The organism is Streptomyces sp. NBC_01508, assembly GCF_045040315.1.
Classification (GTDB): domain Bacteria; phylum Actinomycetota; class Actinomycetes; order Streptomycetales; family Streptomycetaceae; genus Streptomyces.
Genome location: NZ_CP109419.1, coordinates 3,655,440 through 3,678,311 on the forward strand (window position 1 = coordinate 3,655,440; position 22,872 = coordinate 3,678,311).

General features: G+C 71.5%; 20 protein-coding genes. 9 read left to right on the plus strand and 11 right to left on the minus strand.

The annotated features are described in order from the left end of the window. Positions 1 to 67 precede the first annotated feature (67 nt). Positions 68 to 532 (minus strand): ATP-binding protein, encoded by a 465-nt coding sequence (locus OG700_RS16675; protein ID WP_405614281.1) that lies wholly within the window; start codon positions 530 to 532, stop codon positions 68 to 70. 105 nt (positions 533 to 637) lie between these two features. Continuing rightward, positions 638 to 991 carry an STAS domain-containing protein gene (locus OG700_RS16680; protein ID WP_003967428.1) on the minus strand — a complete coding sequence of 118 codons (354 nt, stop codon included), beginning with the start codon at positions 989 to 991 and terminating at the stop codon, positions 638 to 640. An 80-nt stretch (positions 992 to 1,071) separates the two neighbouring features. Between OG700_RS16680 and OG700_RS16685 the strand changes: the two genes are divergently transcribed. Further along, on the plus strand, positions 1,072 to 3,624 hold the full coding sequence (locus OG700_RS16685; protein WP_405614283.1) for a DEAD/DEAH box helicase: 2,553 nt from the start codon (positions 1,072 to 1,074) through the stop codon (positions 3,622 to 3,624). A gap of 54 nt (positions 3,625 to 3,678) precedes the next feature. Here OG700_RS16685 and OG700_RS16690 read toward each other — a convergent pair whose 3' ends face one another. From OG700_RS16690 to ssd, 7 genes are read right to left on the minus strand one after another with little or no spacing between them, the layout of a single operon-like run. Beyond that, positions 3,679 to 4,119, minus strand: coding sequence for an Rv3654c family TadE-like protein (locus tag OG700_RS16690; RefSeq protein WP_405614285.1), 441 nt, complete (start codon positions 4,117 to 4,119; stop codon positions 3,679 to 3,681). After that, a complete protein-coding gene (locus OG700_RS16695) occupies positions 4,116 to 4,508 on the minus strand; it encodes a TadE family type IV pilus minor pilin (protein ID WP_405614287.1) in 393 nt (130 codons plus the stop codon). Before OG700_RS16695 ends, OG700_RS16690 begins: the two co-directional genes overlap by 4 nt. Then, the gene (locus OG700_RS16700) at positions 4,495 to 4,791 is read right to left on the minus strand and encodes a DUF4244 domain-containing protein (RefSeq protein WP_405614289.1); all 297 of its coding nucleotides are present in this window, start codon (positions 4,789 to 4,791) and stop codon (positions 4,495 to 4,497) included. The genes OG700_RS16695 and OG700_RS16700 overlap by 14 nt, the downstream gene beginning before the upstream one ends. Before the next feature lie 37 nt (positions 4,792 to 4,828). Beyond that, the gene (locus OG700_RS16705) at positions 4,829 to 5,581 is read right to left on the minus strand and encodes a type II secretion system F family protein (RefSeq protein WP_405621760.1); all 753 of its coding nucleotides are present in this window, start codon (positions 5,579 to 5,581) and stop codon (positions 4,829 to 4,831) included. A gap of 35 nt (positions 5,582 to 5,616) precedes the next feature. Next, complete coding sequence (locus OG700_RS16710; protein ID WP_405614291.1) at positions 5,617 to 6,588, minus strand: type II secretion system F family protein; 972 nt, start codon at positions 6,586 to 6,588, stop codon at positions 5,617 to 5,619. 5 nt (positions 6,589 to 6,593) lie between these two features. Then, positions 6,594 to 7,766, minus strand: coding sequence for a TadA family conjugal transfer-associated ATPase (locus OG700_RS16715; RefSeq protein WP_405621762.1), 1,173 nt, complete (start codon positions 7,764 to 7,766; stop codon positions 6,594 to 6,596). 5 nt (positions 7,767 to 7,771) lie between these two features. After that, a complete protein-coding gene (gene ssd / locus OG700_RS16720) occupies positions 7,772 to 8,887 on the minus strand; it encodes a septum site-determining protein Ssd (protein ID WP_405614293.1) in 1,116 nt (371 codons plus the stop codon). Between the two features lie 573 nt (positions 8,888 to 9,460). Here ssd and OG700_RS16725 point away from each other — a divergent pair. Next, a complete protein-coding gene (locus OG700_RS16725; protein WP_405614295.1) occupies positions 9,461 to 10,297 on the plus strand; it encodes an HAD family hydrolase in 837 nt (278 codons plus the stop codon). 389 nt (positions 10,298 to 10,686) lie between these two features. Here the strand turns inward: OG700_RS16725 and OG700_RS16730 are convergent, their stop codons facing one another. After that, complete coding sequence (locus tag OG700_RS16730) at positions 10,687 to 11,592, minus strand: oxidoreductase (RefSeq protein ID WP_405614297.1); 906 nt, start codon at positions 11,590 to 11,592, stop codon at positions 10,687 to 10,689. A 102-nt stretch (positions 11,593 to 11,694) separates the two neighbouring features. Between OG700_RS16730 and OG700_RS16735 the strand changes: the two genes are divergently transcribed. Continuing rightward, positions 11,695 to 12,681: an ATP-binding protein gene (locus OG700_RS16735; RefSeq protein ID WP_405614299.1), complete on the plus strand. Its 987-nt coding sequence runs from the start codon at positions 11,695 to 11,697 to the stop codon at positions 12,679 to 12,681. 89 nt (positions 12,682 to 12,770) lie between these two features. Here OG700_RS16735 and OG700_RS16740 read toward each other — a convergent pair whose 3' ends face one another. After that, positions 12,771 to 14,117 (minus strand): hypothetical protein, encoded by a 1,347-nt coding sequence (locus tag OG700_RS16740; RefSeq protein WP_405614301.1) that lies wholly within the window; start codon positions 14,115 to 14,117, stop codon positions 12,771 to 12,773. Between the two features lie 298 nt (positions 14,118 to 14,415). On the opposite strand from OG700_RS16740, the gene OG700_RS16745 reads away from it, so the two are divergent. The 6 genes from OG700_RS16745 (at position 14,416) to OG700_RS16770 (ending at position 22,753) form a co-directional block, all read left to right on the plus strand. Beyond that, positions 14,416 to 17,070 (plus strand): SulP family inorganic anion transporter, encoded by a 2,655-nt coding sequence (locus OG700_RS16745; protein WP_405614303.1) that lies wholly within the window; start codon positions 14,416 to 14,418, stop codon positions 17,068 to 17,070. Between the two features lie 215 nt (positions 17,071 to 17,285). Beyond that, positions 17,286 to 19,241, plus strand: coding sequence for an acetate--CoA ligase (acs, locus tag OG700_RS16750; protein ID WP_405614305.1), 1,956 nt, complete (start codon positions 17,286 to 17,288; stop codon positions 19,239 to 19,241). A gap of 222 nt (positions 19,242 to 19,463) precedes the next feature. Beyond that, positions 19,464 to 20,849, plus strand: coding sequence for a Na+/H+ antiporter NhaA (nhaA, locus tag OG700_RS16755; protein ID WP_405614307.1), 1,386 nt, complete (start codon positions 19,464 to 19,466; stop codon positions 20,847 to 20,849). A gap of 83 nt (positions 20,850 to 20,932) precedes the next feature. Next, on the plus strand, positions 20,933 to 21,427 hold the full coding sequence (locus OG700_RS16760; RefSeq protein ID WP_405614309.1) for a phage holin family protein: 495 nt from the start codon (positions 20,933 to 20,935) through the stop codon (positions 21,425 to 21,427). After that, the gene (locus OG700_RS16765; protein ID WP_405614311.1) at positions 21,424 to 22,407 is read left to right on the plus strand and encodes an alpha/beta fold hydrolase; all 984 of its coding nucleotides are present in this window, start codon (positions 21,424 to 21,426) and stop codon (positions 22,405 to 22,407) included. The genes OG700_RS16760 and OG700_RS16765 overlap by 4 nt, the downstream gene beginning before the upstream one ends. A 166-nt stretch (positions 22,408 to 22,573) precedes the next feature. Next, on the plus strand, positions 22,574 to 22,753 hold the full coding sequence (locus OG700_RS16770; protein WP_078075845.1) for a hypothetical protein: 180 nt from the start codon (positions 22,574 to 22,576) through the stop codon (positions 22,751 to 22,753). Positions 22,754 to 22,872 lie beyond the last annotated feature (119 nt).

Below are 22,872 nucleotides of genomic sequence, written 5' to 3' on the forward strand. Positions count from 1 at the left end.
GCCACTTCGGAGACGGACCGCCCCGCATGGGCCGACCGGCCGCCGCGGGCCGTACGCAGACGCGTATTCAGGGGAGCGCGACCGCCGAGGCGGTCGGCCAGCTCATCCGGATGGTGCCGCCGCTCTCGTCGGAGGTCACTTCCACGTCGTCCACGAGGCCGCTGATGACCGCGAGGCCCATCTCGTCCTCGCCGTCGCCCGTGTCCGTCTCGTAGAGATCGCCCGCGAGCACGGCCCGGCGGGAGACCGGCACATTCTCTGCGGCGGCCTTGGTGCCCGGGGCGGGCACCTCGTCACCGACCTCGATGGAGAAGATCTTCTCCTCCTCGGTCAGCACGACCCGCACGGGCGCGGTGATGCCGTGGCTGCGGTGCAGACCGACCGCGCGGCTGCACGCCTCACCGACGGCGAGCCTGACCTCGTCCAACACTGCTTCGTCGACACCGGCCCGGCGCGCCACGGCAGCCGCCACCAGACGGGCCGTCCTGACGTGCTCGGGCTGGGCGCTGAAGCGGAGTTCAACGGTGGCCATGCGATCCCCCTCAGACGTACGAGCGTGCGAAATCTGGGGCTCGGGTGGCCCCGGGCATGACGCCCGGTGCCCCCTGCCCTTCCTTCCGAAAGCCTCCGGCCGGACTCAGTCGGTGGCGGCGACGGCCTCATCGACCGTGGTGTGAATGGGGAACACCTTGGTCAGGCCAGTGATCCGGAAGATCTTGAGAATGCGCTCCTGGTTGCAGACGAGACGCAGCGAGCCCTCGTGGGCACGCACGCGCTTGAGTCCACCCACGAGCACGCCCAGACCGGTCGAGTCGAGGAAGTCCACACCCTCCATGTCGACGACCAGGTGATAGCTGCCGTCGTTCACCAACTCGACCAACTGCTCGCGCAGCTTGGGCGCGGTATACACATCAATCTCGCCACCGACCTCGACGACCGTACGGTCGCCACCAGGGCCGGACACATTGCGAGTCGACAGGGACAGGTCCACGGATCCTCCAGCACCTTGCAATCGAGCGGTCGCCCCTCGGGTCTCTCCCGACGGAGCCAGGGGGCGTATCGCCAGCCGCGATGGCATTCAATCACTTACCGGCAGCCGTGCACGACGCCTTAGGACCATTGTCCGCCACGCCAGTGACACACTCGGTGCCGATGGCCACGAATCACGGTCCTGGCAGGCCGCCCGAGAGCGGGGACTCCCGCCCCTCCCCCGGTACGGTCCTGGACCGGCTCACCGCAGGGGCGGGCCGGGCTGCGCGCATCACCCATACGGAGCACCTGCCCCCGCGTGCGGGCAGACATGCAGTCTGGCCCGATCGCATCCGGCCAGAAGTGATCAACGCCATTCAACTGGCCGGGGTCGACCACCCGTGGGCGCACCAGGCCGCCGCCGCCGAGCACGCCCTGGACGGCGAATCCGTCGTAATCGCCACCGGCACCGCGTCCGGCAAGTCGCTCGCCTACCTCGCGCCGGTGCTCACCACGCTGCTGGACGGCTCCGAGGCGCCCAACGGCCGTGGCGCGACCGCCCTGTACCTCTCCCCGACGAAGGCGCTCGCCGCCGACCAGCGCCGCGCCGTGAAGGCGCTGGCCGCACCGCTCGGCAACAGCGTGCGCCCGGCCGTGTACGACGGCGACACCCCCGTCGAAGAGCGTGAATGGGTACGCCAGTACGCCAACTACGTACTCACCAACCCCGACATGCTGCACCGCGGGATACTCCCCGCCCACCCCCGCTGGTCCTCCTTCCTCCGATCCCTGCGCTACGTCGTCATCGACGAGTGCCACACCTACCGCGGCGTATTCGGCTCCCACGTCGCGCAGGTTCTGCGCCGGCTGCGCCGCGTCTGCGCGAGGTACGGCTCCGATCCCGTCTTCCTCCTCGCCTCGGCCACCGCCGCGGAGCCCGCGTCGGCCGCCGGCCGGCTCACCGGTCTGCCCGTCCACGAGGTGGCCGACGACGCCTCGCCACGAGGCGAGGTCGTCTTCGCCCTCTGGGAGCCCCCTCTCACCGAACTCCACGGCGAGAAGGGCGCGCCGGTCCGTCGCACCGCCACGGCGGAAACGGCCGACATCCTCACCGACCTGACCCTCCAGGGCGTCCGCTCGGTCGCTTTCGTACGGTCCCGGCGCGGCGCCGAACTTGTCTCCGTCATCGCCCAGGAACGCCTCGCCGAGGTCGACCGCTCCCTCGTGAAACGCGTCGCCGCCTACCGGGGCGGCTACCTCCCCGAGGAGCGCCGCGCCCTGGAGCGCGCCCTGCACTCCGGCGAGCTTCTCGGCCTCGCCGCCACCACCGCCCTGGAGTTGGGCATCGACGTCTCCGGCCTCGACGCCGTCGTCATCGCCGGCTATCCGGGCACCCGCGCGTCCCTGTGGCAGCAGGCGGGCCGCGCCGGACGGGCCGGCCAGGGCGCGCTGGCCATCCTGGTCGCCAGGGACGACCCGCTGGACACGTTCCTCGTCCACCACCCCGAGGCGCTGTTCCAGCAGCCCGTCGAGTCCACCGTGCTCGACCCGGACAACCCGTACGTACTCGCCCCCCATCTGTGCGCCGCCGCCGCCGAACTGCCGCTCACCGAGGCCGATCTGGAACTCTTCGGCCCCGCCGTGCCCGAACTGCTGCCGCAGCTCGTCACGGCTGGCCTGCTGCGGCGGCGTACCACCGGCTGGTACTGGACCCGCCGCGAGCGGGCCGCCGATCTCGCCGACATCCGGGGCGAGGGCGGCCGACCGGTCCAGATCGTCGAGGCGGGTACCGGCAGGCTCCTCGGCACGGTGGACGAAGCGGCCTCCCACACCGCCGTGCACGACGGCGCCGTCCATCTGCACCAGGGCCGCACCTACCTGGTGAAGCGGCTGGACCTGGCGGACTCGGTCGCGCTGGTCGAGGAGGCCGTCCCGCCGTACTCCACCACCGCACGCGACACCACCACCATCTCCGTCCTCGAAACCGACACCGAGATCCCGTGGGGCGGCGGGCACCTCTGTTACGGCTCCGTCGAGGTCACCAACCAGGTCGTCTCCTTCCTCCGCCGCCGCCTCATCACCGGCGAGGTTCTGGGCGAGAGCAAGCTCGATCTGCCTCCCCGCACACTGCGCACCCGTGCCGTCTGGTGGACGGTCACCGAGGACCAACTCGACGCGGCCCGGGTCAATCCCGAGCAGCTGGGCGGCGCCCTGCACGCCGCCGAACACGCGTCCATCGGGATGCTCCCGCTGTTCGCGACCTGCGACCGCCGGGACATCGGCGGTGTGTCCGTGCCGCTCCACCCGGACACCCTGCTGCCGACGGTCTTCGTGTACGACGGCCACCCCGGCGGCGCGGGCTTCGCGGAGCGCGCCTTCCACACCGCGCGTGAATGGCTCACCGCGACCCGTGAGGCGATCGCCTCGTGCGAGTGCGAGGCGGGCTGCCCGTCGTGCGTCCAGTCCCCGAAGTGCGGCAACGGCAACGAGCCCCTGCACAAGCGCGCGGCCGTACGGCTCCTGGGCGAACTCCTCAAGTCGGCGCCCCCGCCGCCGGAGGCTCCGCCCCTGCCCGGCCCACGCGCGGCCAGGGCCGGAGCCGAGGTCACGGGCCAGGTCCGGCCCGGCGGGCTGCTCAGCCCGTCCGGCGACTGAGGACCGGCGCGGCCCGGGAGTCCCGCGACCCGGTGGACGCTCCCGGCCACCGGACTACGGCCTGCCGGGCGGTGGCCCGGCCCCGGAGGCCGGCCGGCCGGCTGCCGGTGCCGTCGCCGGTCGCGTCGCGGGCGCAGACACGGGCGCAGACACCGGCACGGGCAGCGCGTCCGGTGGGCCCGCGCGGGATCTGACCGTCGGGGCGTACGGGCCGAAGGCCGCCCGCGCGGTCACGTCGGCGATGTCACCGGCTGTCGCGCACCGCACCACCTCCGCGCCCTGCGCCCCGGCCACCTCGGCCGCCCGCGCGCAGGCGGCCTCCGCTCCCCGGGGCGCGTACTCGGCCGCCGCCAGCGCCGCCAGGTCCGCCGCCGAGCCCGCGCGGTGCCTGGCCACAACCGCCTGGCCCAGGGCGAGGACCACCGCGAACACGGCACACAGCGCGGTCGTCGCGATGGCCGCCCACACCGTCGCCGACCCCCGGTCCCGATTCACGGCACCTCCCCCGCAGACCCCGCCACGCCCGCCGCCGCCGTGTCCTCGGCCGGTGCCACCGCTTCCGCGGCGAGCGTCAGCCCGATACCGGAGGGCCCCGGGGTCGGGGCCTCCACCCGCACCCGCCACAGGTCGTCCGACCGCCCCAGAGTGACCTCGGCACCCTCCGGGGCGGCCGAGCGGGCGGCTTCCACCGCGGCGGCCGGGGGCTCGGACCGGGCGGCGGCGCGAGCCCCCGCCCGGGCGGCGTCCACACACTGGATCTGCGCGGCGGCGGCCATCAGTGCCCACAGCAGCGCCGCGACGAACACCACCAGCGCCGGTACCGCCACGGCCGCCTCCGCCGTCACCGACCCCCGATCGGAGGTCCCGGACTCAGAACTTCGCATCGAGGGCGTTCCCGACGACCGACTCCAGGGCTCCGGTGACCGACCCACCCGTGACCACCTTGTAGAGCACCGCGGCGAAGCCGCACGCGGCGAGCGTCACCATCGCGTACTCGGCGCTCACATTTCCGGAGTCCGTCCGCAGGCCGGTACGGATCCGGGGACCGGTACGGATTCGCGGGCCGCCGCCGACCCGGACCCTGCTGCGGCACAGCCGGCTCATCCTGCTCGCCTCCTCCACCACACGCCACGTCTGTCGTCCCGCCAGCCCCATCGGCATCTTCATGTCAACCTCCCGTTGGATCAGCACAGTTGAGAACAGCTCAGTTGCCCCGCAGCAGCCCGGCCGCCAGGCCGATCACCACCGGGGCCACTCCCACCGCCAGAAAGGCGGGCAGGAAGCACAGCCCCACCGGAGCGGTGATCAGCGCCTGGGCCCGGCCCGCACGCGCGGCGGCCTGCCGGGCCCGCTCCGCCCTGAGGCCGTCGGCCAGCCGGGCGACGGCCTCCGCCGCCGGCGCTCCCGTGGAACCGGCCCGCTCCAGACAGCGGGCCAGGTCCGAGGCGCCCGGTATCTCGCCGAACCGACCCCAGGTCTCGACCGGTTCACCCCCGAGCCGCAGCGCCGCCGCCGTACTCACCAGGCGGTCGCCCACCGGCCCGCCCAGCGACTCGCCCACGGCCTCCGCCGCCTCGCGCGGACCCGCGCCGGCCGAGACGCAGGCGGCCAACAGATCCGCCGCGAGAGGCAGTTGCCGCACGGCCTCGTCCGTGGCCGCGGTGGAGTCCGGTTTACGGGTACGCAGCCGGCGCCAGACGCCGTAGGCGCAGGCGAGCCCCACCACCTGGCCGAGCACCCCGCCGACCAGGGCCCAGCCGAGGCACCCGACCCCCAGCGGCGGACCCCACCGCCTGGCCCACGCCCCGTACGCCGGTCGCTCGCGCCGCCGAACAGGCGCGGCTTCCATGGCCAGCAGCGCCACCAACCGCCCACGCGCGGCCCGTTCGCGCCGCCACCCCGACCACGCGAGGACCACGGACACCACCGCCGCCAGCAGCGAGGCGGCCACCCACATGCCGTGGAGGACATCCCCCTGCGCGAACCGGCCGTTCACGACGCACCCCCGCCCGCGCTCGCGTTGACGGCCCGGCAGGCACTCCCGTCGGCACCCGCGCCCCGCACGATGCGCCCGGCCCACCAGAAGCCCAGCGCCTCCAGCAGCCCGCCCACCACCAGGCAGCCCAGACCGGCCGGGGTGTGCAGCAGCACGCTCATCGGGTCGGCGCCCATGGCCCAGCCCATCGCCAGGCCCACCACGGGCAGCAGCGCCAGCACCACGACCGTGGACCACGCGCCGGCCAACTGTGCCCGCATGGACTCCCGTTGCTCCTGCCGCGCCCGCAGAGCGGCACCCAGCCGGTCGAGACCGGCGGCCAGTCCCGCGCCACCGTCCACCGCGACCCGCCAGCAGGCCGCGACCCCGACGAGACCGTCCGCACCCGGCTGCCGGGCCGCCTCGCGCAGGGCGGCCGGGACATCGCCGCCGAAGCGGGCAGCCGCGACCACCAGGGCGAACTCCGGGCCGCTCGGCTCACGGCCGACGGCCCGGACGGCCGTCGTGAGCGCCTCGGCCGGTTGTGCCCCGGCCCTCAACTCCCCGACGAGCACGTCGCACAGACCCCGCACGGCCTCGGCCCGCCGTTCCGCCGCCCGCCGCCGCTCCCCGGCCCGCAGCCGACGCCGCACGAACGGCACCGCCACCGCACCGGCGACCAGTGGCAGTACCGACTCGCCCCACAGGGCGATCACCGCGGCGACGGGCAGACACAACCACTCCTTCGAGAGCGCCGTCAGTCCCATCAGCCGCTCACGGGCCGCCCGCGCCCCGCGCTTCCAGGGCGGCGCGTCCTTCCGCCCCGCAGCGGAGCCGGTCCTTCCGGCCCGGTCACCGCCGAAAAGCGACTCCGCCCGCCGCGACACCCGCCCCCGGTCCGCCGACTGCCAGACCGCCAGCCCCGCGCACACCGCGGCACAGAAGGCGGTGACACTGATGGGGACCGGGATCGGGAACACCCTCTCCATCGCCGTCACAGCGCACCCCCGATCAGCGACCGCAGCCTCGGCCAGCCCCGTTCGTACGCGAACCCGTCCACGCCCCAGCGCAGCGCGGGCACCGGCACCACCAGCCCCGCCGCGTCCCGCTCCAGCACATGCACCTCGTCGATACGGCGCCGACCGGACCGGTCCCGTACGAGATGGATCACCACCGACAGCGCCGCCGCCAACTGGCTGTGCAGGGCCACCCGGTCGAGCCCGGCGGCCGTCCCGAGGGCTTCCAGCCGCGCGGGCACGTCGGCGGCGGCGTTCGCGTGGACCGTTCCGCAACCACCCTCGTGACCCGTGTTCAAGGCGGCGAGCAGGGTGGTCACCTCGGCGCCGCGCACCTCCCCGACCACCAGCCGGTCGGGCCGCATCCGCAGTGCCTGCCGCACCAGGTCCGCCAGGGTCACCTCGCCCGCGCCCTCCTGGTTGGCGGGTCGCGCCTCCAGGCGCACCACGTGCGGGTGGTCGGGCCTCAACTCGGCCGAGTCCTCGGCCAGGACGATCCGCTCGCGCTCCCCCACCAGGCCGAGCAGGCTCGAAAGGAGGGTTGTCTTTCCCGTGCCGGTACCGCCGCTGATCAGGAACGACACCCGGGCCTCGATCAGCGCCCGCAGCAGCCGCTCGCCGCCCGGCGGCACCGTCCCGGCGGCGGTCAGTTCCGCGGGCGAGAAGGCCCTCGGGCGCACGACCCGCAGTGACAGACAGGTCGATCCGACGGCCACCGGGGGAAGCACCGCGTGCATCCGTGTCCCGTCGGGAAGCCGGGCGTCCACCCACGGGCGGGCGTCGTCCAGCCGTCTGCCCGCCACGGCGGCGAGCCGCTGCGCCAGCCTCCGTACGGCCGCGGCGTCCGCGAACGACACGTCCGTCAGCTCCAGCCCGCCGCCCCGGTCCACCCAGACCCGGTCGGGCGCCGAGACCAGCACGTCGGTCACCGCGGGATCGGCCAGCAGGGGCTCCAGCGGCCCCGTCCCGACCAGCTCGCACCTCAACTCCTCGGCGGCGCCGAGCACTTCCGTGTCCCCCAGGAGCCTCCCCTGGGCCCTCAGGGCCGCCGCCACGCGCGCAGGGGTCGGCTCGGCCCCGCTCTCCGCCAGACGCTGTCGTACGGCGTCCAGGAGCGCTCCACCGACCTGCGCGCCCCTGGCCCGCGCCACGGCGCTCACGCGGTCACGCTCCCGTCCCCGGCACCCGCCAGCGCCCGCTCCCAGAACGCGGCGCAGAAGCGCGCCAGCGGACCCCGCGCACTCGCCCCCGGCGGCAACCCGCTCTCCTGGGCCGCCAACATGCCTGGCTCCATGGGAAGTTCACCCACGAGCGGCAGCCGCAGCGCGTCGGCCACCCAGCTGTCGTCCAGCCCGTTCGCGTACGGCCCACGGACCACCGCCCGCAGGTCCGGCAGGACCATGCCCACCAAGGACGCGACCCGGCCGGCGGCGGCGACGGCCCGCAACTCCCCCGGCACCACCAGCAGTCCGACGTCCAACTGCGCCAGCGCCTCCGCCACGGCCTCGTCGACCCGGCGCGGAAGGTCCACGACCACGACGCCACCCCGCCTGCGGGCCGCCGCGAGGACGGACCGCATGGCTTCCGGCGGGACCAGCACGCAATCGCCCCGGTCCCAGCTGAGTACCCGCAGATCGTGCAGCCGGGGCAGTGACTCCTCCAGCGCACCGCCCGCCACCCGCCCCTTGGAGGCGGCGAAATCCGGCCACCGGCGGCCCTCCGCCCGCTCGCCACCGAGCAGCACGTCGAGCCCGCCACCGAGCGGGTCGCCGTCGATGAGCATGGTCCGCAGGCCCTGGCGGGCCGCCGTGACCGCCAGGGCACAGGCCAGCGTCGAAGCCCCGGCCCCGCCCCGGCCGCCGATCACCCCGACGGTGAGCGCCTGCCGCCCCACCCCTTCGGCGACATCGGCGATCCGGTCCACGAGCCAGCTCTCGGCATCGGGCAGGCGCAGCACACAGTCGGCGCCGATCTCGACGGCCCGCCGCCATACGTCCGGGTCGTCCTGGTCCCGGCCCACGAGCAGCACGTCCCGGCGCCGGGTGGCGGACCGGCACCGTACGGCCGCGTCGTCGCCCACCAGCACCAGCGGCGCGGACTCCCAGCCGCCCCGGCGCTCGGGCACCGTGTGGTGCACCTCCGGCTCCGCGCCCGCGGCGGCGCACAGCCGCAGCAGATCGTCGAGCAGGTCGACGTCCTCGGTCACGATCAGCGGCCCGGCCCGGCGCCCTTCGGCGACCGGCGAGCGGTCGGACGTCCTGAATCCAGCCATTCTCTCCACCCCCTATTACCGCGATCCCGGATCGACGTCCGCAGTCGCGCCGAAGGCGCGCGCCCACACCATCCGGAGACACCCGAAGGGCGTCCGCGGAGCGGGCTCTCAGCGATCTCGAAGTGATCCGGCATCTGTGATTCCGGCTACCGCGAACTTTCGCGGTGGGAAATCACCGTGCACCGCGCGGAAGAAACGTGTGGATCTTGCTCAAAAGCTGTGGACAACTCACCGGTTGTGAATATCTCCGTAGCTCGAACCGGTGACTTCCGAGAGCGCCCTGGCAACTACACACAGTGACGAGTAGAGTGCGGATCACACCCACGCACGCGAAGCGCCATGAGAGAAGGGGATATGGAGAAGCCACGAAGCCGGGCGCCAGAAACGCGTCCGGACATGCGACGACCCCCGCCGGGGGGGAGAGCGGGGGTCGTCCCCCAGACCGACTCGGGGGGGGGGGAGGAGCCGGACCAGGTGAGCACGGTCGCGAACGATCCGTGACTTCCATGGTGTACCCGAGAGCCTTCTCAGGCAAACCCACGCGCCGTACCTTACGCCGAATGGTGGGCGCCTATGCTCGGCTTCGTGGAAAACCACTCCTTGCCTCGCACAGCGGCCTTCTTTGACCTGGACAAGACGGTCATTGCGAAGTCGTCGACGTTGACCTTCAGCAAGTCCTTCTATCAAGGCGGACTGATCAACCGCCGAGCCGTACTGCGCACCGCATACACGCAGTTCGTCTTTCTCGCCGGCGGCGCCGATCACGACCAGATGGAGCGCATGCGCGAGTACCTCTCCGCGCTCTGCAAGGGCTGGAACGTCCAGCAGGTCAAGGAGATCGTCGCCGAGACGCTGCACGACCTCATCGACCCGATCATCTACGACGAGGCCGCCTCCCTCATCGAGGACCACCACACGGCCGGACGCGATGTGGTGATCGTCTCCACATCCGGCGCGGAGGTCGTCGAGCCGATCGGTGAACTCCTGGGCGCCGACCGGGTCGTGGCGACCCGCATGGTCGTCGGCGCCGACGGCTGCTTCACGGGTGAGATCGAGTACTACGCGTACGGGCCGACCAAGGCCGCAGCGGTCAAGGCGCTCGCCGCGTCCGAGGGATACGACCTGGACCGCTGTTACGCGTACAGCGACTCCGTCACCGACCTGCCGATGCTCCAGTCGGTCGGCCACCCGTACGCGGTCAATCCCGACAGGGCACTGCGGCGTGAGGCGGTGGCCCGTGATTGGCCGATTCTCGTCTTCGATCGGCCGGTCCGGCTCAAGCAGCGGCTGCCCGCCCTCTCGATGCCGCCACGGCCGGCGCTCGTCGCGGCGGCGGCGGTGGGTGCGGCGGCGGCCACGGCGGGACTGGTCTGGTACGCGAGCCGGCGGCGCCAGGCGGCCTCCGCGTGAGCGGGCCGACGACAGCCGGGCGGTTCGCCCCTATTTGAACCCAAAAGTAAAGTTGCGGAGCGAGGGCTTTCGCTTCTCCCCGGACAGGAGTAGAAAGGAATCAACGGCCCGCGAGACCAAGGACATCCGCGAGGATGACCTGTTGACGCACAAGGCCCCTCGGACCGAGCATGAAAACCGAGTACCCACGCGACGTCGACCCGTCGATTACGGGCCAGCCGCACCAGGGACGGGCGAAGTACCCGACCTGATGGGCAAACTACGAGGACGCTTGGTAACCCGGTGGACGTGCCAGCGGCGGTACCTCTGCGGTACCGCCGCATTTGCGCTCGGCGACGAGCCCACACCGAAGCCCGCCCGGCGGCCGGCCAGGTGCGCCCGGACGGGGCTCAGGCCGCGCCGCGCTGCAGCGCCTCGCACACGGCCGTCGACTCCCTGACACCCAGCTCGACCGCGCGCCCGCAGTGCGCGATCCAGGCCGCCATCCCCTCCGGCGTCCCCGACAGATAGCCGTCGAACGCCGCCACGTACGCGGCCCGCCCCAGCTCCGCGTGCCCGACCTCGGACGGGCAGATCGACTTGGGGTCGAGCCCGCTGCCGATCAGCACGATCCGTTCGGCGGCCCGCGCCACCAGGCCGTTGTACGAGCCGAAGGGCCGCAGCGCCAGCAGTTCGCCGTGCACCACGGCGGCCATGACGAGCGCGGGGGCCGAACTCCCCGTGACCACCAGTTCGGAGAGCCCCTCCAGCCGTCCGGCCACCTCGTCGGCGCCCGGCAGCGGGGCCTCGATCAGCGGCTCGGGACTGTCCGGCCCCGGTGTCTCGACGACCGGTTCACCGGCCAGCCTCGGCCGCCCGACCGTCTCACCCGCGAACTCCGCAGCCGCGGCCCCCGCACCAGCACCACCGGCCGCCACCAGATGCAGCCGGGCCAGCACACGCACCGGCGACTGCCGCCAGATGGAGAGGAGTTGGCCCGCCTCGGCCGTCAATCGCAGCGCCGCTCCCACCGTCAGCGCGTCGGCCCCGGCCCCAGCGCCGAAGTCGCTGCGCCTGCGCACCTCTTCCAGCGCCCAGTCCGCGCCGGAGAGCGCCGCCGACCCACGGGCGGCACGCAGCGCGGCCTCCGAGGTGACCTCGTTGCCGCGCCGTCTCATCACACGGTGCCCGTAGACCCGGTCGACCGCCGCGCGCACCGAGTCCACCGCGTCGGGGACCCCCGGCAGGGAGCCCAGAGTGACGAGAGGGTCGTGCCCTCGTGGAGCGGGAGAAGCGTTCGGGGCTGTCGTACTCATAGGTAGCAAGGCTACGCGCCCGCAGCGCACGCCCCACGTTGGAGTGGTCTTCTCCGGTCGAAGTGACAGCGCACAGCAATTCGAGCACTACGCTAGGTGAACATGAAGATCGCTTTCGTGGGTAAGGGCGGCAGCGGCAAGACAACGCTGGCCTCGCTCTTCATCCGCCATCTGACCGCCAACGAGGCCCCCGTCATCGCGGTGGACGCCGACATCAACCAGCATCTCGGGGCCGCGCTCGGTCTCGACGAGGAGCAGACCACCGCGCTGCCGGCGATGGGCGCGCATCTGCCGCTCATCAAGGAGTATCTGCGCGGCACCAACCAGCGGATCACGTCCGCCGATTCGATGATCAAGACGACGCCTCCGGGCGAGGGCTCCCAGCTGCTCCGGATCCGCGAGTCCAACCCGGTGTACGACGCCTGCGCCCGCACCGTCCGGCTGGACGACGGCGACATCCAGCTGATGGCCACGGGCCCCTTCACCGAGTCCGATCTGGGGGTGGCCTGCTACCACTCCAAGGTCGGCGCGGTGGAACTGTGCCTGAACCATCTCGTCGACGGCCCGGACGAATACGTCGTCGTCGACATGACGGCGGGCTCGGACTCGTTCGCGTCCGGGTTGTTCACCCGGTTCGACATGACATTCCTGGTGGTGGAGCCGACGCGGAAGGGCGTGTCCGTCTATCGGCAGTACAAGGAGTACGCGCGGGACTTCGGCATCGCGCTGAACGTCGTCGGCAACAAGGTGCAGGCCCAGGACGACGTGGACTTCCTCCAGGACGAGGTGGGCGACGACCTGCTCGTGACCGTCGGCCACTCCAACTGGGTGCGGTCCATGGAGAAGGGCCGCCCGGCCCGGTTCGAACTGCTGGAGGCGGAGAACCGGGTGGCGCTCCAGGTCCTGGAGGACGCGGCGGAGGATTCGTACGCGAACCGCGACTGGGAGCGCTACACGCGGCAGATGGTGCACTTCCACCTCAAGAACGCGGAGAGCTGGGGCAATGCGAAGACAGGCGCGGACCTGGCCGCACAGGTCGACCCGTCGTTCGTACTCCGCGAGGACGCGGCGGTTCCGCAGCCGAGCTGAGCGGCGCGGTGGTACGGGCGGCACGTCGACGTGCCGCCCGTACCACCGCTCGAACCGCTCGAACCGCTCGGACCTGCCGAGCACTTGGCTCAGTTCTCGGCCGTACCCTCCTCAGAGCCCGAGCCCGAGCCGGAATCCGAATCGGGGCCGTCGGCCGGCGCCGGCGCCGAGCCCGGAGCCACCGGGGCGGCCGGTGAAGCGGGCGCCTTGGCAGCCGTCAGATACGACTGCCAGCCGGTCTTGGGCTTCTCGCCCACGCCCAGCCCCCGCAGTCTTTCGAGCGTCTCGGGGTCCTGCGCGTCCAGCCAGTCCGCGAGTTCCTTGAACGTCACGCACCGCACGCCGTCCTTCACACAGACGGTCTTGATCGTCTCCTCGACGGCGCGCATGTACGTGCCGCCGTTCCACGACTCGAAGTGGTTGCCGATGATCAGCGGCGCGCGGTTGCCGTCGTAGGCGCGGCCGAAGGCCTGGAGCAGACCGTCACGCATCTGATTGCCCCAGTACTCGTGCTGGGACGGGTCGCCGTTGACCGTCTTGGACTGGTTGAACATGAAGTTGTAGTCCATGGAGAGCGTCTCGAACTGCCGGCCGGGCACCGGGACGAGCTGGAGCGGGATGTCCCACATGCCCTCGGTCTTCTTCGGCCAGACCTGGTTGCCGACGCCACTGGAGTCGTAGCGGAAGCCCATCGTCCGCGCCGCCCGCATCATGTTCTTCTGCCCTTCCAGGCAGGGGGTGCGGGCGCCGACGAGTTCCTTCTCGTAGTCGAAGGGCAGTGGGGCCTCGGCGGTCAGGCCGCTGTTGGTCTTCCAGTTCTTGACGAAGGACTTGGCCTGGCTGATCTCGCTCTTCCACTCCTCGACGGACCAGTTGCCGACCCCGCCGTCCGCGCCGCAGAAGTGCCCGTTGAAGTGGGTGCCGATCTCGTTGCCGTCCTGCCAGGCGGCGCGCAGCTCGCGCAGTGTGCTCTTGATCCCCTCGGCGTCGTTGAAGCCGATGTCCGAGCGCCCGGCGGCGTGCTGCGGCGGGCTGTACTGCTTGGACTTGCCCTCAGGCAGCAGATAGACGCCGCTGAGGAAGTACGTCATCTTCGCGTCGTACTTCTTGCCCACCTCGCGGAAGTGGGAGAAGAGCTTCTGGCTGTCCTCGCCGGCGCCGTCCCAGGAGAACACCACGAACTGCGGCGGCTTCTGACCGGGCTTCAGGCGCTCCGGCTTGAGGGTTCCGGGCTGGGCGCCGGTGTACGCCGTCGAGCCGTCACCGATGAGCCGTACCGCGTTCTTGGGCGGTCCCTTCTTGGCTCCGTGGGCACCCCCCTCGGCCTTGGTCCTGGCCTTCGGTTCCGGTGAACCGGACCCGGAACATCCGGCGAGTCCCACGGCCAGTGCCGTGACAGCCGCGCCGCAGGCGATCCTCTTCGTGGCGGCCAGCATCCGCCCACCTCTTCCCTCAGGTTCTGTGCGTTGAAGCGTCGAAACGCCGGGCACGGCGCCGAGCGCCGACAACGTCGCACTGGGACCCGAGGGGATCCGGTATGACAAGCCGGACAAAATGACTAATCACTGGCACGGGTGAAACTTTGCCCCATTTGCCCTGAAAGTCATGCCTGAATCTTTACTCTCCATTACGATCCATTTACTGAGCGTTGATGATCCCGCCACTGCACGCCGTGACCCACGGCCGCGTACCCCTTGCCCCGCGACCGCGCCGCCCCGGAGAGGACGGGAAGCCATGTCTGCCAGCAGCCACACCCGCGAAGACCGGATCCACCACCCCCGTGCCCTTCGCACCGCCCGCACCACCCACACATCACGCACATCACGCATGTCGCGACTCCCCGGCTTCATGCGCCCGCACGGTCCGCCGCCCGGCCATACCCCGCACGGCGGCACTCCGCCCGGTGACTCCCCGCCCGGCCGGCGGCGGGGGGTGCGGATCGCCGCAGCGGACTTCTCCGCCTCCATCTCCGTCTTCCTGATCGCGCTGCCGCTCTCGCTCGGTATCGCTCTCGCCACGGGCGCCCCGCTCCAGGCCGGTCTCGTCGCGGCGGCCGTGGGTGGCCTGGTGGTCGGCCGCTTGGGCGGGACGCCACTCCAGGTGAGCGGTCCGGCGACCGGTCTGACCGTCGTCACGGCCGCCCTGATCCAGCAGTACGGCTGGCGCACCACCTGCGCCATCACGGTGCTCGCGGGCCTGACCCAACTCGGGCTCTCCGCCCTGCGCGTGGCCCGCTCCGCGCTCGCCGTTAGCCCGGCGATCGTGCACGGCATGCTGGGCGGCATCGGCGTCGCGCTCGCGCTCGCCCAGCTGCACATCGTCCTCGGCGGCAGCCCGCAGAGCTCCGCCGTCGCCAACGTTCGCGCGCTGCCCGCCCAGTTGGCCGACCTGCACCCGGCCGCGGTCACCGTGAGCGCGCTGACCGTGGGCGTCCTGCTCGCCTGGCCGCGCATCCCCGGGCGTACGGGCCGGATCGTACGGAAGGTGCCCGCCGCGCTCGCGGCGGTGGCGGCGGCGACCGCGGTGGCGGCCGTCGCGGGGCTGAGCCTCGACCGGGTCGATCTGCCCTCCTGGAGCAGCCATACGCTGCCCGAGCTGCCGCACGGGCCGGTGCTCGGTCTGATCGCCGCCGTCCTCACCGTCACCTTGGTCGGCAGCGTCGAGTCACTGCTGTCGGCGGTCGCCGTCGACAAGCTGGTGGCCGCGCGCAAGGACCCGGACGTCCAGATTCCGCGCGCCCGGCTCGACAGGGAGCTGACCGGGCAGGGCGCGGCGAACGTCGTATCCGGCGCCCTCGGCGGACTACCGATCGCGGGAGGCGGCGTCCGCAGCGCGGCCAATGTGGCGGCAGGCGGGGTCAGTCGGCACTCGACGATGCTGCACGGGCTGTGGGTCGCCGTCGCCGCCCTCTTCCTGGTGTCCGTGCTCGACCTGATCCCGCTGGCCTCGCTCGCCGCACTGGTCATGGTCATCGGTATCCAGATGGTCAAGGTCACGCATGTGCGCAGCGTGCGGCGCAATCGCGAACTGCCCGTCTATGTCGGGACGCTGGCCGGTGTGGTGTTCACCGGCGTCCTGGAGGGGGTGGCGCTCGGGGTCGCCCTGGCGGTCGCCGTCGCGCTGCACCGGCTCACCCGGACCCGGATCACGCTGGACGAGCGGGACGGCGTTCAACGACTGCGGGCACGAGGCCAGTTGACGTTCCTGGCGGTCCCGCGGCTGAGCCGTCTGCTGCACCAGGTGCCGCAGGGAAGCGACTGCGTGGTCGAGTTGGACGGCTCGTTCATCGACCACGCGGCGTACGAGGCGCTGCACGACTGGCAGGTCGCGCATCTGGCCCAGGGCGGCACCGTCGAGTTCACGGGCGGATCGGGGGACCGCATCGCCGAGCCCGCCGAGCCGGTCGCGCAGTCGAGCACCTGCTGCCGGCCGTGGACACCGTGGCGCAACCATCACTGCGGCGACCCGGTGGAGCAGCCCCGGACGCGGGAGGGGAAGACGGGTCAGCGGTGGGTGTCGAGCCGGGTCCAGGGCGGGCAACTGGCCAGTGGGCTCGGCTCGTTCCAGCGCAATACGGCTCCGCTCGTACGGGCCGAGCTGGCGCGGCTGGCGCGCGAGGGCCAACAGCCCTCGCAGCTCTTCCTCGCCTGTGCCGACTCGCGTCTGGTGACCAGCATGATCACGGCGAGCGGCCCCGGTGATCTGTTCACCGTCCGCAATGTCGGCAATCTGGTCCCTCTCCCGGGGGAGGAGGGCGCGGAAGGGCAGGACGAATCGGTGGCGGCGGCGATCGAGTACGCGGTCGATGTCCTCCAGGTCGAGTCCATCACCATCTGCGGACACTCCGGATGCGGCGCGATGCATGCCCTCCTCAACGCGCCCGCAGAAGCCAGCGAAGCCGCCGAAGCCGCCGAACCCGCCGCGACCGGCTCGACCACATCCGCCGCACTCGCCGCACTCGCCGCGTCCGCAACGACGGGCGCACCCGCAACAACCGGCCCGACCGCCGCGACCGCCGTCACCGGCTCACCGACCGCCCTGCGGTCCTCCCCCCTCACCCGCTGGCTCCGGCACGGCCGGCCCAGCCTGGAGCGGATGAGGAGCCACGACCACGCGTGGGCCAGGATCTCCGGACGGCTGCCGGCCGACGCGGTCGAGCAGCTCTGTCTCACCAATGTCGTCCAGCAGTTGGAGCATCTGCGCGCCCACGCGGCGGTGGCCCGTCGGCTGGCCGAGGGCCGGCTCGAACTGCACGGCATGTACTTCCATGTCGGCGAGGCTCAGGCGTATCTCCTGGCCTCCGACGGGTCGCCCGACGGACCGTCCGACACCTCCGACGAGGTGTTCAACCGGGTGGCCCCGACGGCCTTCGAGGAGTCGCGCGCCTGAACCGGCGCCCCGCCGCATCCGTGAGAATGTGTGGCCCCGTTCCCCACCACAGCCGGGGAACGGGGCCGCTTATGTGTCAGTTCACCCGTCAGCCCACCCGTAAGCCCCACCACATAGGTCTAAACCAATTTCCTGAAGACCCTTGTCACCCGGGCATCTGCCTGATGAGCTAGGCCCGGGGACACATAGAGGACGCCCTGGGAAAGGGAGATGTCGTGAGCAACGAAAGCCTGGCCAACCTGCTCAAGGAAGAGCGGAGGTTCGCGCCACCGGCCGAACTGGCCGCGCACGCCAACGTGAAGGCGGAGGCGTACGAGCAGGCCGCGGCGGACAGGCTTGGCTTCTGGGCCGAGCAGGCCCGGCGGCTCACCTGGGCCACCGAACCGACCGAGACCCTCGACTGGTCGAACCCGCCCTTCGCGAAGTGGTTCGCGAACGGCGAGCTCAACGTCGCGTACAACTGCGTGGACCGCCATGTCGAGGCGGGCAACGGCGACCGTGTCGCCATCCACTTCGAGGGCGAGCCCGGCGACAGTCGTTCCCTCACCTACGCCGACCTGAAGGACGAGGTCTCGCGGGCCGCGAACGCGCTCACCGAACTCGGGGTGACCAAGGGCGACCGCGTCGCCATCTACATGCCGATGATTCCCGAGACGGCCGTGGCGATGCTGGCCTGCGCCCGCATCGGCGCCGCGCACTCCGTGGTCTTCGGCGGCTTCTCGGCCGACGCGGTGGCCTCCCGTATCCAGGACGCCGACGCCAAGCTCGTCATCACCGCGGACGGCGGCTACCGGCGCGGCAAGCCGAGCGCGCTCAAGCCCGCGATCGACGACGCCGTCGCCCGGTGCCCGCAGGTCGAGCATGTCCTGGTGGTACGCCGCACCGGTCAGGAGACCGCCTTCAGCGAGAGCAGGGACGTGTGGTGGCACGACATCGTCGACCGCCAGTCCGCCGAGCACACGCCGGAGCCGTTCGACGCCGAGCACCCGCTCTTCATCCTGTACACGTCCGGCACGACGGGTAAGCCCAAGGGCATCCTGCACACCTCGGGCGGCTATCTCACCCAGGTGGCGTACACGCACCACGCGGTCTTCGACCTCAAGCCGGAGACCGACGTCTACTGGTGCACGGCCGACGTCGGCTGGGTGACCGGCCACTCGTACATCGTGTACGGGCCGCTGGCCAACGGCGCGACGCAGGTCATGTACGAGGGCACGCCCGACACCCCGCACCAGGGGCGCTTCTGGGAGATCGTCCAGAAGTACGGCGTGACGATCCTCTACACGGCGCCGACCGCGATCCGCACGTTCATGAAGTGGGGAGACGACATCCCCGCCAAGTTCGATCTGACGTCGCTGCGCGTGCTGGGCTCGGTCGGTGAGCCGATCAACCCCGAGGCCTGGATCTGGTACCGGCAGAACATCGGCGCCGGCAAGACCCCAGTCGTGGACACCTGGTGGCAGACCGAGACCGGCGGCATGATGATCTCCCCGCTGCCCGGTGTCACCGCCGCCAAGCCGGGCTCAGCGCAGCGCGCGCTCCCCGGCATCTCGGCAACCGTCGTGGACGACGACGCCAACGAGGTGCCGAACGGCGGCGGCGGATATCTCGTCCTCACCGAGCCGTGGCCGGCGATGCTCCGCACCATCTGGGGCGACGACCAGCGGTTCATCGACACCTACTGGTCGCGTTTCGAGGGCAAGTACTTCGCGGGCGACGGCGCCAAGAAGGACGACGACGGCGACATCTGGCTGCTGGGCCGGGTCGACGACGTGATGCTGGTCTCCGGCCACAACATCTCCACCACGGAGGTCGAGTCGGCGCTCGTCTCGCACCCGAAGATCGCCGAGGCGGCCGTCGTCGGCGCCGCGGACGAGACGACCGGCCAGGCGATCGTCGCCTTCGTCATCCTGCGCGGTACGGCGTCGGTGGACGACGGTCTGGTGGCCGAGCTGCGCAACCACGTCAGTACGGCGCTGGGGCCGATCGCCAAGCCGAAGCGGATCCTGCCGGTGGCCGAGCTGCCGAAGACCCGGTCGGGCAAGATCATGCGACGGCTGCTGCGCGATGTCGCGGAGAACCGTCAGCTCGGTGACGTCACGACGCTCACCGACTCCTCGGTGATGGATCTGATCCAGACCCAGCTCCCGAGCGCGACCAGCGAGGACTGAGCACGTAGGACGGTACGTCCGTACGGAGATGTGCGGACGTACGCACATCCGCACATCTGCACGTCCGTCGATACGAGGCAGGAGCCCCCGCCGCATCGCGCCGGGGGCTCCTCTTTGTAAAGTGGGCGGCGCGTCAACAATGTAATAAGGAACCACAGGTGTGCCGGGAAGTCTGGTCGGCAGGTCATTAGTCATGCCCGCCCGAACGACCGGAGACCCCCTGTGTCCACCCCGCGCACCTTCCTCGGACGCCTCCCGCTCCCCGAGCGGACGTATCTCGCGAGCGCGCTGCGTACCGAGACGGTCGGCGGTGTCCTGCTGCTCGTGGCCGCGGTCGCCGCGCTGATCTGGGCCAATACGCCGATCAGCGCCAGCTACACGGCCGTCGGCGACTTCCATCTGGGCCCGGCCTCGCTCGGCCTGGACCTCTCCATCAGACACTGGGCCGCCGACGGACTCCTCGCGATCTTCTTCTTCGTCGCCGGCATCGAGCTGAAGCGCGAGCTGGTGGCGGGCGAGCTGCGCGACCCGAAGGCCGCCGCTCTCCCCGTGATCGCGGCCATCTGCGGCATGGCCGTACCGGCACTCGTGTACGTGGCGGTCAACGTGGTGGGCGGCGGATCCACCGACGGCTGGGCCGTCCCCACGGCCACCGACATCGCCTTCGCCCTCGCCGTACTCGCGGTCCTCGGCACCTCGCTGCCGTCCGCGCTGCGCGCCTTCCTGCTCACCCTCGCCGTCGTGGACGACCTCTTCGCGATCCTGATCATCGCGGTCTTCTTCACCAGCGACATCGACTTCCTGGCCCTTGCCGGGGCCTTCGCCGCTCTCGCCGTCTTCTGGTTCCTCCTCAGAATCGGTGTGCGCGGCTGGTACGTGTACGTACCGCTGGCGCTCGTCATCTGGGGCCTGATGTACAACAGCGGCGTCCACGCCACCGTCGCCGGCGTCGCGATGGGCCTGATGCTCCGCTGTGTCCGGCACGAGGACGAGAAGCAGTCCCCCGGCGAGCACATCGAACACCTCGTCCGCCCGCTGTCCGCCGGTCTCGCCGTGCCGCTGTTCGCGCTCTTCTCGGCGGGCGTCCCGGTCAGCGGCGGCGCGCTGGCCGGCGTCTTCACACAGCCGGAGACGCTGGGGGTGGTCCTCGGGCTTGTGATCGGCAAGGCACTGGGCATCTTCGGCGGCACCTGGCTGGCCGCGCGCTTCACCAAGGCCGAACTGAACAAGGACCTGGCCTGGCCGGACATCCTGGCCGTGTCGACGCTCGCCGGGATCGGCTTCACCGTCTCGCTGCTCATCGGCGAGCTGGCCTTCGCCGGCGATCCGGGGCTGACGGACGAGGTGAAGGCGGCCGTCCTGGCGGGCTCGGTGATCGCCGCCGTACTCGCCGCCGTACTGCTGCGGCTGCGGGTCCGTACGTATCGCGCGCTGTACGACTCCGAAGAGCGCGACGAGGACATGAGCGGCATTCCCGATATCTACGAGCAGGACGATCCGGCGTACCACCTGAGAATGGCCGCGATCTACGAGAGGAAGGCGGCGGAACACCGCCGGTTGGCGGAACACGCCGCAGCGGCGCGCGATGACGGCCCCGGTCCGGCATGATCTGACATCCGACATGATCTGAAGGCGCAGAGCCGGAAGAACGCCAGATCTGCGCGAGCGCAGCCGAAACGAGGGAGTCAACGATGAGCGACCCCGGCAGCCATGCCGTCGACATCACCGCCGCTGTCGAGGCCGTTCCGGCCGCCGGCGCCGACCGCAGTCTCGGGCAGCTGGTCTCCTCGGCGACCGCGGAGATGTCCGCGCTGGTGCACGACGAGATCGCGCTGGCCAAGGCCGAACTGCGACAGGACGTCAAGCGGGGCGTGATGGGCAGCGCCGCGATCGGTATCGCCGGAGTGTTCGCGCTCTTCTCGCTGCCGGTGCTGAGCTTCGCCGCCGCGTACGGCATCCACAACTGGGGCCTCGGGCTCGCGTGGTCGTTCCTGATCGTCGGCGGAGCGTTTCTGCTCCTCGCGGGACTGCTGGCGCTGATCGCCATGCTGAAGTTCAAGAAGGTCAAGCCGCCGGAGAAGACCATCGCGTCCGCCAAGCAGACGGCCGCCGTCCTCCAGACGGTCAAACCGCATCCGCGCCCCGTCCGTGAGGCGGGCAAGACTGTGGCACGCTCGTCTGCATGACCGCCCCCGAAAACGGCCCTGGCACCACCTCCGGCAGCACTCCTGGCGCTCCCGGCGCGACGGTCGCGACGGTCGCGGCCGATGTGCGCCTCGACGGTCCCTGGACGCACCGGGACGTGGCGGCCAACGGTGCCCGCTTCCATATCGCCGAGATGGGCGACGGGCCGCTGGTGCTCCTGCTGCACGGCTTCCCGCAGTTCTGGTGGACCTGGCGGCACCAACTGCCCGCGCTCGCCGAGGCCGGGTACCGGGCCGTCGCGATGGACCTGCGGGGCGTGGGCGGCAGCGACCGTACGCCCCGCGGTTACGACCCCGCCAACCTGGCACTCGACATCACCGGTGTGGTGCGTTCGCTCGGCGAGCCGGACGCCGCGCTCGTCGGGCACGACCTCGGCGGGTACCTCGCCTGGACCGCCGCCGTGATGCGGCCGAAGCTGGTGCGCAGGCTCGCCGTTTCGTCGATGCCGCACCCGCGCCGCTGGCGCTCCGCGATGCTGTCGGACTTCTCGCAGAGCAGGGCCGGCTCGTACATCTGGGGCTTCCAGCGGCCGTGGCTGCCGGAGCGTCAGCTCGTCGCGGACGACGCGGCGTTGGTGGGCGACCTGATCCGCGGCTGGTCGGGGCCACAGCCGCCCGACGACAAGACGGTCGACATCTACCGGCGGGCGATGACCATCCCCTCGACGGCGCACTGCTCGATCGAGCCGTACCGCTGGATGGTGCGGTCGATGGCACGGCCGGACGGGATCCAGTTCAACCGGCGGATGAAGCGTCCGGTGCGGGTGCCGACGCTCCAGCTGCACGGGTCGCTCGATCCGGCGATGCGTACGCGCAGTACGGCGGGGTCCGCCGAGTACGTCGAAGCGCCGTACCGCTGGCGGCTGTTCGACGGGCTTGGCCATTTTCCGCACGAGGAGGACCCTGTGGCGTTCTCCACGGAACTCATCAACTGGCTGAAGGATCCCGAGCCCGACCGCTGATCAGCGCCGCGTCGGGCGGCGGATCGTCGCGGTCGACGCGGCTGAAGCGGCTGACGGCGCACCCCCAGGAACACTTGTACGACGAACAGCCAATTGCCTCACGCATAGGCCAATTGGCCGACGCCGGGGCGATTACCGACCATGGGCCCCGGGCAAACGTCGGGGTATGGGCTGGACGCACGACTACGGTGACGCAGCACGCAACCGCCGCTCGGCCTCAGTGCCGATCACCCACGAGAGGGGCGGCCCGGAAGACCAGGGTCATGATCTCCGCCTCGGTATTCCACTGATTCTCCGCCGAAGGGCCCGTTGGGTCTCGGCACGGCTGCGGCATCCACGCGGCTAGGCACGACGGAATCAAGATCAGGAGCAGGATCAGGGGAAGCGAGAAGGAGTACAGCCGCAACGGGGACAGAGCCGGGCCGGACCAGGATCTCCTGGCCCGGCCCGTCCTCGTATCCGTTG

Coding starts and splice junctions, on each gene's coding strand:
- OG700_RS16725 (WP_405614295.1), top strand. CDS start 9,461: ATGCTCGGCTTCGTGGAAAACCACTCCTTGCCTCGCACAGCGGCCTTC.
- OG700_RS16735 (WP_405614299.1), top strand. CDS start 11,695: ATGAAGATCGCTTTCGTGGGTAAGGGCGGCAGCGGCAAGACAACGCTG.
- OG700_RS16705 (WP_405621760.1), bottom strand. CDS start 5,581: ATGTGGGTGGCCGCCTCGCTGCTGGCGGCGGTGGTGTCCGTGGTCCTC.
- OG700_RS16700 (WP_405614289.1), bottom strand. CDS start 4,791: ATGAAGATGCCGATGGGGCTGGCGGGACGACAGACGTGGCGTGTGGTG.
- ssd (WP_405614293.1), bottom strand. CDS start 8,887: ATGGCTGGATTCAGGACGTCCGACCGCTCGCCGGTCGCCGAAGGGCGC.
- OG700_RS16760 (WP_405614309.1), top strand. CDS start 20,933: ATGAGCGACCCCGGCAGCCATGCCGTCGACATCACCGCCGCTGTCGAG.
- OG700_RS16770 (WP_078075845.1), top strand. CDS start 22,574: ATGGGCTGGACGCACGACTACGGTGACGCAGCACGCAACCGCCGCTCG.
- OG700_RS16745 (WP_405614303.1), top strand. CDS start 14,416: ATGTCTGCCAGCAGCCACACCCGCGAAGACCGGATCCACCACCCCCGT.
- OG700_RS16740 (WP_405614301.1), bottom strand. CDS start 14,117: ATGCTGGCCGCCACGAAGAGGATCGCCTGCGGCGCGGCTGTCACGGCA.
- OG700_RS16675 (WP_405614281.1), bottom strand. CDS start 532: ATGGCCACCGTTGAACTCCGCTTCAGCGCCCAGCCCGAGCACGTCAGG.
- OG700_RS16695 (WP_405614287.1), bottom strand. CDS start 4,508: ATGCGAAGTTCTGAGTCCGGGACCTCCGATCGGGGGTCGGTGACGGCG.
- OG700_RS16685 (WP_405614283.1), top strand. CDS start 1,072: ATGGCATTCAATCACTTACCGGCAGCCGTGCACGACGCCTTAGGACCA.
- OG700_RS16710 (WP_405614291.1), bottom strand. CDS start 6,588: ATGGAGAGGGTGTTCCCGATCCCGGTCCCCATCAGTGTCACCGCCTTC.
- OG700_RS16765 (WP_405614311.1), top strand. CDS start 21,424: ATGACCGCCCCCGAAAACGGCCCTGGCACCACCTCCGGCAGCACTCCT.
- OG700_RS16730 (WP_405614297.1), bottom strand. CDS start 11,592: ATGAGTACGACAGCCCCGAACGCTTCTCCCGCTCCACGAGGGCACGAC.